Raw genomic sequence first — 11,955 nt, forward strand, 5'->3', positions numbered from 1 at the left:
TCAGCTCTCCAGTGCTGCATTCTGCAGCGCCGCCAGATCAGCGATCCCCTTCTTCGCCAGCGCCAGCATGCTGGCCAGTTCGTCTTCCGAGAATGGCTCCTGTTCGGCCGTACCCTGAATTTCAACGAAACCACCGGAGGCGGTCATGATCACATTCAGGTCGGTTTCGGCGGTCGAGTCTTCGGCGTAGTCCAGATCCAGTACCGCCTGACCTTCATAAATACCCACGGAGACTGCGGCAATCATATGCTTCAGCGGCTCGCCTTTGACCTTACCATTGGCTTTCAGCCAGTTGATGGCGTCTACCAGCGCCACACAGGCACCGGTAATAGAAGCAGTGCGGGTACCGCCGTCGGCCTGAATCACATCACAGTCGATGGTGATGGTGTTTTCACCCAGCGCTTTCAGGTCGATGGCTGCACGCAGACTACGACCAATCAGACGCGAGATTTCCACCGTGCGGCCCTGCTGTTTGCCTTTGGCGGCTTCACGGATCATGCGCGATCCGGTAGAGCGTGGCAGCATGCCGTATTCCGCCGTCACCCAACCCTGGCCCTTGCCACGCAGGAATGGCGGCACATTGGTTTCAACCGATGCGGTACAGATCACTTTGGTATCACCGAATTCCACCAGCACAGAGCCTTCTGCATGTTTAGTGAAGTTACGGGTGATGCGCACGTCGCGCAGCTGATCAGTGGAGCGGCCACTCGGTCTCATAAGCAAATTCCTTGGGTTCTTGCGGGAATGAAAAGGCGCCATTATAGCGGCAAAATCCGCCAACCCTTACAATGCCCGCAATTTTATTGAGGGAGAACCAACCATGGTCCGCAGTATGACGGCCTTTGCACGCGCCAGCAGCGAGTGTGACAGTGGTGTATTCACCTGGGAAATCCGCTCGGTTAACAGCCGCTATCTGGAGCCGCATTTCCGCATTCCCGATGCATTCCGCGAGCTCGAGCCACAGCTGCGCGAGCTGATGAAAAAACACCTCAGCCGCGGCAAGGTCGAGTGCAGCCTGCGCTACCAGAGTGCTGAGCGCGACACGACCCTGAGCGTCAATCACACCCTGGTGCATGAACTGAACCGTGCCGCCGATGAAGTACACGCCATCATTGGTCCCGGCAATGCCATGAATGTGCTCGAAGTACTGCAGTGGCCCGGCGTTCTGTTAAGCAAGGAAGTCGATAACAAAGCAGTAAAAACCGCCGCACTGGAGGCCTTCAGTGACGCGCTGAGCAAGCTCAGTGAGGTACGTGGCGGTGAGGGCAACGAGCTGGCACAACTGATTCGCCAGCGGCTGGACGCCATGACGCAACTGGTCCGTCAGGTCGAAGCTGAGATGCCACAGGCGCTGGCTGCGCAGAAACAACAACTGCAGGATCGCTTTGCCGACCTGCAGCTGAGCGTCGACCCCGCACGCCTGGAGGCAGAAATCGTTCTGCTGGCACAGAAAGCGGACGTCGCGGAAGAGCTTGACCGCCTGCACACCCATATCAAAGAAGTGGGCCGGATTCTTGAACAGGGCGATGCCATTGGCCGCCGCCTCGATTTCATGATGCAGGAACTCAATCGTGAAGCGAATACGCTATCATCTAAATCACTGACTACTGGTATCACTCAGGCAGCGGTCGATCTCAAAGTGCTGATCGAACAGATGCGTGAGCAGGTACAGAACATCGAATAACCACCGGCGACAACACATGACAGATTCTAAAAAGACCATGATCGGCACCCTGTTTATCTTCTCGGCACCTTCCGGTGCGGGTAAGACCAGTCTGGTGAAGGCGTTGCTGGAAACCACCGGTTACATCGGTGTTTCGGTGTCCAACACCACTCGCGCACCACGCCCGGGCGAAGAGGATGGCAAGGACTATCACTTCACTGCAGTAGAGGATTTCCAGCGCATGGTCAGCGAAGGTGCCTTCCTTGAACACGCTCAGGTATTCGACAACTACTACGGCACGTCTCAGGGCTGGGTTGAGTCCGAACTGTCGGACGGGCGCGATGTTATTCTGGAAATTGACTGGCAGGGTGCGGAGCAGGTGCGTCGTCTGATGCCGGATACCGTCAGCGTATTTATCGCGCCACCTTCCATCGAGGCCTTACGCGAGCGTCTGCAGAAGCGAGGTCAGGACGGCGAAGAAATCATCGAACGTCGTATGCGCGATGCACGTAACGAGATGAGCCACTACGGTGAATACGATTATCTGATCATCAACGACAACTTCGACAACACAGTTGAAGAGCTGCGCTCGATCATCATTGCTCGTCGCCACCGCCTGGAAGCTCAGCAGGAGCGTCATAAAGACACACTGAAGAACCTCCTCGGCGAATAAAATCAGCGTCGCAATCAGGCGCTGATCATAATGCGGCGGTAACCCAGCAGGGTGCCGTCGCTGTTCTGTTCGGTATTCAGCATAAAGTCTTCATAACCCGATGACGGAAACACGGTATCACGTCCACCAGACAGCGGCGTGTCCTGTTCGCCCCGATCCGAGTACAACTCATGCGTGGTGCAGATCGTTTCACAGAAGCTGTCACTGAAACAGAACTGTGACACCACATAATCGCCGCCGCCATTACGCACGCGGAAATGAATATGAATAGTGCGCCCTGAATACCAGCCCGGGAAGCAGGTTTTGAAGTTCACCCGACCACTGCTGTCTGTGGTTTGCTCGCCACGGAACCAGGTGCTGGCCAGCGCCTGACTGTCATTATCGGTACAGAAGCTTCCAGCCCAGCTCGATGTATCGTCCACATCACTGTCACTGGTATTGCCGGAGTAGAGACCATCGGTATTACAGTGCCAGACTTCAATCAGATAGCCCGACAGCGGATTACAGTCTTCATCCACCAGCTGCAGGCACAACTGCATCGGCAGACCGGTTTCACCTTCGGCAATATCCTCACGCTCATTTACCCCCATATAACACGGACCTTCGGTGGTGGATTCGGTCAGAGAAATCGAACAGCTACCGGAGTCGGCAAAAATAGTGTCAGCCGGATAATCCACCGTAATAAGATCAGTACCGCCCGCTGCCCAGCCACTGCTCGCCTCAGTCGTTGTGGTGGTCGTTGTGGCAGAAGACGAAGAAGTGGTCCCCGCGGTGGTGGTTGAACCCGCGCCGCCACCACAGCCTGCCAGTCCGAGAAAAGGCGCCGCCAGCAGGCACTGGCTGCCGGAAACCAGCAATTGTCTGCGTGAGATATTCAGTTTGTTGTTATGCATGGTGATCTCCCAGTGGGTAAAGAAAGGGTCAGCATCCTGCCGACCCGATCAGAGTGTGCGCGGCTACTTTGGCGCCAGCCTGCGGCGAAATCTCCCGGCGTAATGTAAAGATCCACTCTCTTTACCCGGTCCTGACATTGGCAGTGGTGAATTTCTGCTCTTTCTTTCGGCTGGATTTCCGCTAGAATATCGGGTTCCCAAGATTTCAACCGTATCCACAGGACATCCCATGGCACGCGTTACCGTAGAAGATTGCTTAACCAACGTAGATAACCGTTTCGAACTGGTCATGCTGGCCACTAAACGCGCCCGTCAGATCGCGGTACAGGGTGCTGAACCTCTGGTAGCCGAAGACAACGACAAGCCAACCGTACTGGCTCTGCGCGAAATTGCTGAAAACCTGGTGACTCCGCAAACCATGGCTGCACAGGAAGAAGCTGCCCGCGCTGAACAGCAGTACTGAGCAGAACCAACTGAGGGCTGCTAAGTGCCAACCATTGATGCCTTATCCGAGCGTCTATCCCAGTATCTGACCAGCCCTCAGATCCAGCAGGTCTGCCGCGCGTATTACTACGCCGAGCAGGCCCATGAAGGCCAGCGCCGCCGCAGCGGTGAGCCTTACATTATTCATCCCCTGGCCGTCGCCAATATCCTCGCTGACATGCACCTCGACCATCAGAGTCTGATGGCTGCCATGCTGCATGACGTGATTGAAGATACCGGCGTGCCTAAGACGGCTCTGGCAGTGCAGTTCGGCGATATCGTCACCGAACTGGTGGATGGCGTGTCCAAGCTGACCCACATTCACTTCGAAAGCAAAGAAGAACAGCAAGCCGAAAACTTCCAGAAAATGGCGATGGCCATGGCACGGGATATCCGTGTAATTCTGGTAAAGCTGGCTGACCGTCTGCATAACCTGCGAACACTGGGCGTGATGCGTCCGGACAAGCGCCGCCGTATCGCCAGAGAAACCCTCGATATTTACGCGCCTATCGCCAACCGTCTGGGCCTGAACAGTCTGCGCGTTGAGATGGAAGATCTGTGCTTCGAGGCTATGTATCCGATGCGCTCGGAGATGATCAGAAAAGCGGTTAAGACCGCGCGCGGCAACCGCTCTGAAGTGGTTAACAATATTGCTTCGGCCATTCGTAACCGCCTGAACGAAGTCGGTATCAGTGGCCGCGTAGTGGGCCGTGAGAAGCATCTGTTCAGCATTTACAGCAAGATGCGAGATCAGCGTAAATCGCTCGCAGATATTATGGATGTGTACGGTTTCCGTATCATCTGCGACTCCGTCGACAGCTGTTACCGCATCCTCGGCGCCATGCACAGTTTGTACAAGCCCGTGCCTGGCCGCTTTAAAGATTACATCGCCATTCCGAAAACCAACGGTTACCAGTCACTGCACACCACGCTGATTGGTATTGGTGGCGTGCCGATCGAAATTCAGATCCGCACCGAAGAAATGGAAGCCATGGCCAACCATGGTATTGCCGCGCACTGGCTATACAAGTCGGAAAGCGACCAGGCCAGCGGTACCCAGCGTGCCCGCCAGTGGGTGCAGAATCTGCTGGAACTGCAGAAGAGCGCCGGCAGTCCGATTGAATTTGTTGAGCATGTGAAGGTCGACCTGTTCCCGGATGAGATCTATGTGTTCACACCCAAAGGCAAAATTATGGAACTGCCTGCCGGTTCCACCGCCATCGACTTTGCCTATGCCGTACACACTGATGTAGGCAACCACTGCATTGCCTGTCGCATTAACCGCCAGCTGGCACCGCTGAGTGCCAAACTGCAGAACGGACAGACCGTGCAGATTGTCACCGCACCGGGGGCACAACCCAACCCGGCCTGGCTGAACTTTGTCGTCACCGGTAAGGCACGCTCTAACATCCGTAATTATCTGAAGAGCCAGCGCCGCTCGGAATCGGTGTCGCTGGGCGAGCGTCTGCTGAATAAAGCTCTGGATGCACTGGGCAAGTCGGTCAGTGATATCGACGATCAGCATATGCAGCTGGTGCTGAAAGAAACCGGCATGGAAACCTTCGACGACCTGCTGGAAGAAATCGGTGCCGGTAACCGTATGGCCCCACTGCTGGCGCGCCGACTGCTGGTAGCTAACAAGGAATCCGATGTCGACCTGCACGCCATGGATCAGTCGCCTCTGGCGATTAAGGGCACTGAAGGTCTGGTAGTGAGCTTTGCCAAGTGCTGCAGCCCGATTCCAGGTGACCCGATTATCGGTCACGCCAGCTCAGGTCGCGGCCTGGTTATTCACACTGAGAACTGTAAAAACGTCGAGGAATTCCGCGACAATCCGGAAAAATGCGTGATTCTCAGCTGGGATAAAGACATCGACAGCGAATTTACCGTCGACCTCAAAGTCTATCTGGAAAATCGCCGCAGCATCGTCGCCGAACTTGCCAGTGCTATCACTCAGGCCGAAGCCACCATCGAGAAAATCAGCGTCGAAGACCGCGATGCCCGCCTCAGCGTGACGCACCTGAGTGTCAGCGTGAATGGTCGTAAGCATCTGGCTCGAGCTATCCGCCGCCTGCGTAACATCCGCGGCGTAAACAAAATCGTACGAACCCGTAATCAGTCGCACTAAGGAAGACTTGTATGAGCCGCGAAATCATTTCCACCGATAAAGCTCCGGCCGCTATTGGTACTTATTCACAAGCCGTTAAAGTGGGTAAAACCGTTTACCTGTCTGGCCAGATTCCTCTGGTGCCGGAAACAATGGAAATGGTGGAAGGCGATATCGAAGCACGCATTCATCAGGTGTTCAAAAACCTGAGCGCTGTGTGTGAAGCCGCTGGCGGTTCTCTGCAGCAGATTGCCAAGCTGAACATTTTCCTCACCGACCTGGGCAACTTCGCCAAGGTGAACGAGGTGATGGCGCAGTATTTTGAACAGCCATACCCGGCCCGTGCCGCAGTAGGTGTTGCTCAACTGCCACGCGATGCCGGCGTTGAAATGGACGGCGTACTGGAACTGGATTAATCCGTCCGGCGCGAACAAAAAAGGGACCTTGTGGTCCCTTTTTTGTGACTGCTGAATAGCCGCCTGGCTACACCAGCCCCATTTCAATCAACAGCTTATCGTAGCCTTCACGGTAATTGGGATAGATAAACTCGTAACCCAGCGCACGCAGACGCTTATTCGAGCAACGACGATTCGCGCGGCGAGTCGCCTCCGGCACATCATGATCCGGTTCCACATCGCCGATACGGTCCTTCATCCACTCAAGCACATCAAACAGCGTTGCCGGCTCGTCATCAGTGGCCAGATACACTTCATCCAGCGACTCGTCATTTAAGGCTCGATTCACCAGCATGGTCAGAACACCGACACAGTCGTCGCGGTGAATGCGGTTGGTCCATACCGCCGGTTCCGGGTCACAGTGGCTGCCACTCTGTGCCTGTTTGATCATACGCGTACGACCCGGGCCATAGATCCCGGTGAAGCGCACCACGGTTCCGGGCAACTTGTGTTTCAACAGTGCTTCTTCCGCAGCCAGCATCTCCTTACCGGCAAAACTGGTTGGCAGGGTTTCCGTGGTTTCGTCTACCCACTCGCCGTCCATCTGATGATAGACACTGGAGCTGGAGACAAAGAACACGCGCTTTACGTCCTGGCCTTTTACCGCACGCAGAATGTTCTTCAGGCCACGGTAGTAGTAATCGTGATAACCCTCTTTCGAGAACACCGGTGAGGCCACGCTGTACACCACAATATCAAGATCGCCTGGCAGATCGAGCAGGGTTTCCGGATCAGCCACATCAGCCTGCAGTAACTGCACACCATCACCGAGCGGTTTATCCGAACGACGCAATCCCCAGACATCATGTCCAGCCGCCACCATTGCCTCGGCCAGATGGCCACCAATATCACCTGCGCCCACAATCAGAATACGAGCCATGTAATTTCTCCTCTGCATTCGCCTGATGCAGTTGTACTGCTTCTGTCTTAATCCTAGCCGACCACGTCAGTCTGAAAGCATATTACGTTGCTCTGGCGCAGAATAAACCCCGAAAAACGGATTAGCGGGTTTATTAACAGCACGGTAATAGGTAAGATCCATCAATAGTAGTTTTCTTATACGTGTTCATTATGAGGTGCCACCATGACGCTGACCGAACTGAAATACATTGTCACTCTCGCACAGGAGCGGCACTTTGGCCGTGCGGCAGAAAAGTGCTTTGTCAGCCAGCCGACGCTGAGTGTGGCCATCAAGAAACTGGAAAGCGAACTGGATGTGGCGATTTTCGAGCGTAGCAAAAGCTCCGTTACCATTACTCCGCTGGGCGAGCGCATCGTGGCGCAAGCGCAGCGTGTGCTGGAAGAATCCCGCACCATTAAGGAACTGGCCAGCGAAGGTAAGGATCAGCTCAGCACACCACTGAAGATTGGTGCCATTTTTACCATTGGTCCTTATCTGTTCCCGCATCTGGTGCCGCAGATTCACAAACAGGCGACCACCATGCCGCTGTATCTGGAAGAGAATTACACTGGTGTTCTGCGTCGTCAGCTGCGCGATGGCGAACTGGATGCGATCATCGTGGCCCTGCCGTTTACCGAACCAGATGTTGTGACCCGCCCGCTGTACGACGAGAACTTCGTTGTGGTGATGCCGAAGAACCACCCATGGACCAAGCAAAAGTCTGTGAATGGCGAGCAACTGGCAGATGAAGATCTGCTGATGCTGGGCGAGGGTCACTGCTTCCGTGACCAGGTGTTTGAGTACTGCCCGGCTCTGGGTCGCAAACACCACACCCGTCTCGGCAGTGTGCTGGAAGGCAGCTCGCTGGAAACCCTGAAGCACATGGTGGCCTCAGGGCTGGGCATCACAGTGTTACCGGAATCGGCGGTCAGCAACCTTGATCAGAACCTGGTCACCACCCGTCCATTCAGCGGCCAGCCTCCGCATCGCACCGTGGCTCTGGCATGGCGTGCCAGTTTTCCACGCGGTCAGGCCATTGACCTGTTACTGGATACTGCCCGTCAGTGTCGACTGGATACCAGGCACTAAGGCAGGCCGATGGCACGTCTGAGCCAGCTGACAGAACTGAAAGGGGTTGGCCCGAAACTGGCCGACCAGCTGGAGAAGCTGCAGATCCGTAATCTGGCGGATCTGTTCTTCCATCTGCCGTTCCGCTACGAAGATCGCAGCCGGATTACCGCCATTGGCAGTGTGCAGCCCATGCGCCCGGCGGTGATTCAGGGCGAGGTACGTGGCGCCAGCGTGCTGTTCGGCAAACGCCGCAGCCTGCTGGTTAAAGTTCAGGACCATACCGGCACCGCCAGTCTGCGTTTCTACCATTTCAATGCCGCCCAGAAGAATCAGTTCCGTACCGGCGCCCTCGTGCGTTGTTATGGCGAACCGCGCCGTGGTGCCAGTGGGCTGGAGTTTTATCACCCTGAATATCAACTGGTGGAAAACGGCCTCGATGCACAGCTGGAGCCTTGTCTGACGCCTGTGTACCCGGCCACTGACGGCATCAGCCAGCAACGCTTACGACTGCTGCATGAACAGGCACTGGAATTCCTGCATAAGGATCAGGTCGATCTGATTGATCTTCTGCCGACGTCATGGCTTCAGCAGTGGCGCTTACCAACACTGAAAGACGCCCTGTTGTTTCTGCACAATCCACCCAGTGATACCAACCTGCAGCTACTGGAAAGCAGCCAGCACCCGGCGCAGAAGCGCCTGATTCTGGAAGAGCTGCTGGCTCACCAGTTGTCCCTGCATAAGCTGCGTGCTCAGGTTCAGGCCGATGCCGCCCCTGCCATTGTGGCAAGCAAGCAACTGCAGCAAGCGTTGCTGGCCCAGCTGCCGTTCAAACCGACCAACGCCCAGCAGCGGGTCACTGCTGAGATTGAACAGGATCTGCAACAACCCTATCCCATGCTGCGTCTGGTGCAGGGGGATGTTGGCTCAGGGAAAACGCTGGTCGCCGCGTTGGCCGCCTGCGATGTACTGGAAGCGGGTTATCAGGTAGCACTGATGGCACCCACCGAGATTCTCGCCGAGCAACACCTGAACAACCTCAGCGGCTGGTTTAACCCACTGGGTATCAGCACCGGCTGGCTGGCTGGCAAGGTAAAAGGCAAAGCACGTGAAAAAGCGCTGGAAGATATCCACAGCGGCGAAGCGCAGCTGGTTGTTGGCACCCACGCGCTGTTTCAGGACGATGTGCGCTTCTCCCGGTTGGGGCTGATCATCATCGACGAACAGCACCGCTTTGGTGTGCATCAGCGTTTATCGCTGCGTGAAAAAGGTGAACAGCAGGGACTGCAACCCCACCAGCTGATCATGACCGCCACGCCGATTCCACGAACACTGGCGATGAGTGCCTACGCCGATCTGGATACCTCAGTCATCGACGAACTACCGCCGGGTCGCAGTCCGATTACCACGGTAGCCATTTCCGATCAGCGCCGCGGCGAAGTGATTGAGCGCGTCAACAGCGCCTGCGCTCCGGTTGAGCAGGGTGGAGAGGGCGCTCAGGCTTACTGGGTCTGTACCCTGATTGAAGAAAGCGAAGCACTGCAGTGTCAGGCTGCAGAAAATACCGCACAGGAACTGCGCGAAGCCCTGCCACACCTGAGCATTGGGCTGGTGCACGGCCGTATGAAAGCCGCCGAAAAAGCGGATGTGATGGCACAGTTTAAAGCCCACGAACTCGACCTTCTGGTTGCCACCACGGTTATTGAGGTTGGTGTCGATGTGCCCAACTCAAGCCTGATGATTATCGAAAACCCTGAACGATTGGGTCTTGCCCAACTGCATCAGCTGCGTGGCCGGGTAGGCCGTGGTGCCGCCAAAAGTCACTGCGTACTGCTGTACAAATCGCCGCTGTCCTTCACCAGCAAGCAACGCCTGCAAGTGATGCGTGATAGTCAGGACGGCTTCTACATTGCAGAACAGGATCTGGCCATTCGAGGCCCCGGAGAGCTGCTCGGCACCCGCCAGACGGGTCTGCAGATGCTGCGGGTTGCCGATCTGCAGCGTGATGGCGAGTTACTGCCGCAGGTGCGCGAGATGGCCGAACAGATCTGGCATCAGCACCCACAGGCTATCGAGCCCCTTATCCTGCGCTGGCTGGGAGACGCTGAGCGTTTTGCCTCAGTGTGACCTCAGTCACCAAATTCTTCACTTTGCGTGCTTTTTCAAAGCAGCCAGCTAAGGCTGGACTATAGTTACTCCTACGTACGAATAACCCTGTTTGGATGAACTATGGCTATCCCTGCCACTGTACAGAAAGTCCTGGATGACTGGCACATCGACTATTCACTGACCAACGACGAGGAGCTGTACCGGCTTATGCAAAGTAACCCACCGGCTTCTTATTCCGCCAAGGTGGCGAACGTGATTTTCCTCAAGGATGAACACGGCAAAGTCCAGGTTGTGATTCCCGGTAACCGCATGCTGGACCTGAACCAGCTCGCGCATCAGTTGGGGCGACAGTTCACCGCGCTGTCGGCGGAAGAGCTGACCAAGCTGAAGGCTAAGCACGGCCTCAATGAATTCCCTGCCTTGCCACAGGTAACGCAGCTGGAGAGTCTGGTTGATGATCATCTGCTGAGTGAAGATGAAGTCTTTATTGTCTCTGGTGACAGCCACGAATGGCTGAAAATTCCGGCTGAACATTTTCGTTCTCTGACCACCAGCTCTCATCTGGGAACCTATACCGCGCCGCTTTTGACCGACATCCACTACAACGATGCCGATCAGGATCTGGAAGACATTCATGCAGCCATCCGTCAGTTCACGCCACTGCGGATCAAACAACGTCTATCGGAAACACTCGACCTGCCGCCGCTGCCAGAAACTGCACGACGTATTATCGAATTACGTGTAGATCCGAATGCTGACACCACCTCGCTGGCTCAGACTGTAGAGCTGGACCCAGGCATGTCCGCGCAAGTGGTCAGCTGGGCCCGTTCGCCTTATTACGGTGTGCGTGGCGAAGTAAAAACGGTTGAAGATGCCGTAATCCGGGTGCTGGGCTTTGACCTGGTGATCAACCTGGCGCTGGGTCTGTCCCTCGGCCGCACTCTCTCGGTACCGAAAGAAGGTCCGCATGGTTATGCCCCGTTCTGGCAACAGGCGGTGGTCACTGCCGCCCTGTGTGGCGAACTGGTACGTCTGATTCCGGCACGCCATCGCCCGAGTCAGGGGCTGGCATACCTGTGCGGGTTGCTGCACAACTTCGGTTTTCTGGTGCTGGGGCATGTGTTTCCGCCGCAGTTCTCGCTGGTGAACCGCCATATTGAAGCCAACCCGCACATCAACCGCTTCTATGTGGAACGCCATCTGCTGGGTCTGACCCGCGAACAGATCGCCGCCAGCCTGCTGCAACAATGGCGTATGCCGGAAGAGCTGGTCATGGCGGTACGCCAGCAGCACAACCCTTTCTATGAAGGTGAGCACTCGGAATACGTACGTCTGCTGCACATCGCTACCCGCAGCCTGCGTCGTCATGGCTTCGGTGATGGTCCGTTTGAAAAGCCGCAAGACTATCTGTTCGACTCACTCAGTCTGCAGGCCGACGCGGTTGAAGAAGTCACCCAGCGCCTGCTGGAGCGCGTCGACGATCTGGGCGAGCTGGTACAGATGCTCAACAAATAGAAGAGCTCCGATACCGACCTGCAGAAATAAAAAAAGCCGCATCAGCGCACTAGTGTCCCACAAATTTTCATTTGAACTTTTGTGGGAT

General features: G+C 55.9%; 11 protein-coding genes. 8 read left to right on the plus strand and 3 right to left on the minus strand.

All coding sequences use genetic code 11. The annotated features are described in order from the left end of the window. Positions 1 to 717, minus strand: coding sequence for a ribonuclease PH (gene rph / locus I9W95_RS02355; protein ID WP_225671449.1), 717 nt, complete (start codon positions 715 to 717; stop codon positions 1 to 3). Between the two features lie 103 nt (positions 718 to 820). Here rph and I9W95_RS02360 point away from each other — a divergent pair, with 103 nt between their 5' ends. Next, complete coding sequence (locus I9W95_RS02360) at positions 821 to 1,684, plus strand: YicC/YloC family endoribonuclease (protein WP_225671451.1); 864 nt, start codon at positions 821 to 823, stop codon at positions 1,682 to 1,684. A 16-nt stretch (positions 1,685 to 1,700) separates the two neighbouring features. Next, positions 1,701 to 2,336: a guanylate kinase gene (gmk, locus tag I9W95_RS02365; RefSeq protein WP_225671453.1), complete on the plus strand. Its 636-nt coding sequence runs from the start codon at positions 1,701 to 1,703 to the stop codon at positions 2,334 to 2,336. 14 nt (positions 2,337 to 2,350) lie between these two features. On the opposite strand, the gene I9W95_RS02370 is transcribed toward gmk, so the two are convergent. After that, positions 2,351 to 3,229, minus strand: coding sequence for a dioxygenase family protein (locus I9W95_RS02370; protein WP_225671455.1), 879 nt, complete (start codon positions 3,227 to 3,229; stop codon positions 2,351 to 2,353). A gap of 229 nt (positions 3,230 to 3,458) precedes the next feature. Between I9W95_RS02370 and rpoZ the strand changes: the two genes are divergently transcribed. The 3 genes from rpoZ to I9W95_RS02385 are packed head-to-tail and all read left to right on the plus strand — an operon-like array spanning position 3,459 to position 6,235. Beyond that, on the plus strand, positions 3,459 to 3,692 hold the full coding sequence (gene rpoZ / locus I9W95_RS02375; RefSeq protein WP_225671457.1) for a DNA-directed RNA polymerase subunit omega: 234 nt from the start codon (positions 3,459 to 3,461) through the stop codon (positions 3,690 to 3,692). Between the two features lie 24 nt (positions 3,693 to 3,716). Continuing rightward, positions 3,717 to 5,840: a bifunctional GTP diphosphokinase/guanosine-3',5'-bis pyrophosphate 3'-pyrophosphohydrolase gene (gene spoT, locus I9W95_RS02380; protein ID WP_225671459.1), complete on the plus strand. Its 2,124-nt coding sequence runs from the start codon at positions 3,717 to 3,719 to the stop codon at positions 5,838 to 5,840. An 11-nt stretch (positions 5,841 to 5,851) separates the two neighbouring features. Further along, on the plus strand, positions 5,852 to 6,235 hold the full coding sequence (locus tag I9W95_RS02385; RefSeq protein ID WP_225671461.1) for a RidA family protein: 384 nt from the start codon (positions 5,852 to 5,854) through the stop codon (positions 6,233 to 6,235). A gap of 67 nt (positions 6,236 to 6,302) precedes the next feature. Here I9W95_RS02385 and I9W95_RS02390 read toward each other — a convergent pair whose 3' ends face one another. After that, complete coding sequence (locus I9W95_RS02390) at positions 6,303 to 7,154, minus strand: SDR family oxidoreductase (RefSeq protein WP_225671463.1); 852 nt, start codon at positions 7,152 to 7,154, stop codon at positions 6,303 to 6,305. A gap of 204 nt (positions 7,155 to 7,358) precedes the next feature. Here I9W95_RS02390 and I9W95_RS02395 point away from each other — a divergent pair, with 204 nt between their 5' ends. The 3 genes from I9W95_RS02395 to I9W95_RS02405 all read left to right on the plus strand — a co-directional run bounded on the left by I9W95_RS02395 (position 7,359) and on the right by I9W95_RS02405 (position 11,867). After that, positions 7,359 to 8,264: a hydrogen peroxide-inducible genes activator gene (locus I9W95_RS02395; protein WP_225671466.1), complete on the plus strand. Its 906-nt coding sequence runs from the start codon at positions 7,359 to 7,361 to the stop codon at positions 8,262 to 8,264. A 9-nt stretch (positions 8,265 to 8,273) separates the two neighbouring features. After that, positions 8,274 to 10,370, plus strand: coding sequence for an ATP-dependent DNA helicase RecG (recG, locus tag I9W95_RS02400; RefSeq protein WP_225671468.1), 2,097 nt, complete (start codon positions 8,274 to 8,276; stop codon positions 10,368 to 10,370). Between the two features lie 102 nt (positions 10,371 to 10,472). Then, positions 10,473 to 11,867 carry an HDOD domain-containing protein gene (locus tag I9W95_RS02405; protein ID WP_225671470.1) on the plus strand — a complete coding sequence of 465 codons (1,395 nt, stop codon included), beginning with the start codon at positions 10,473 to 10,475 and terminating at the stop codon, positions 11,865 to 11,867. Positions 11,868 to 11,955 lie beyond the last annotated feature (88 nt).

The sequence above is a fragment of the Thalassolituus marinus genome (assembly GCF_020320395.1).
Taxonomy (GTDB): Bacteria; Pseudomonadota; Gammaproteobacteria; order Pseudomonadales; family Oceanobacteraceae; genus Venatoribacter; species Venatoribacter marinus.

Bases quoted from the DNA above. Each gene is read 5' to 3' on its own strand.
- I9W95_RS02370 (WP_225671455.1), bottom strand. From the start codon at position 3,229: ATGCATAACAACAAACTGAATATCTCACGCAGACAATTGCTGGTTTCC.
- I9W95_RS02385 (WP_225671461.1), top strand. From the start codon at position 5,852: ATGAGCCGCGAAATCATTTCCACCGATAAAGCTCCGGCCGCTATTGGT.
- I9W95_RS02405 (WP_225671470.1), top strand. From the start codon at position 10,473: ATGGCTATCCCTGCCACTGTACAGAAAGTCCTGGATGACTGGCACATC.
- I9W95_RS02360 (WP_225671451.1), top strand. From the start codon at position 821: ATGGTCCGCAGTATGACGGCCTTTGCACGCGCCAGCAGCGAGTGTGAC.
- gmk (WP_225671453.1), top strand. From the start codon at position 1,701: ATGACAGATTCTAAAAAGACCATGATCGGCACCCTGTTTATCTTCTCG.
- rpoZ (WP_225671457.1), top strand. From the start codon at position 3,459: ATGGCACGCGTTACCGTAGAAGATTGCTTAACCAACGTAGATAACCGT.
- recG (WP_225671468.1), top strand. From the start codon at position 8,274: ATGGCACGTCTGAGCCAGCTGACAGAACTGAAAGGGGTTGGCCCGAAA.
- I9W95_RS02395 (WP_225671466.1), top strand. From the start codon at position 7,359: ATGACGCTGACCGAACTGAAATACATTGTCACTCTCGCACAGGAGCGG.
- rph (WP_225671449.1), bottom strand. From the start codon at position 717: ATGAGACCGAGTGGCCGCTCCACTGATCAGCTGCGCGACGTGCGCATC.
- I9W95_RS02390 (WP_225671463.1), bottom strand. From the start codon at position 7,154: ATGGCTCGTATTCTGATTGTGGGCGCAGGTGATATTGGTGGCCATCTG.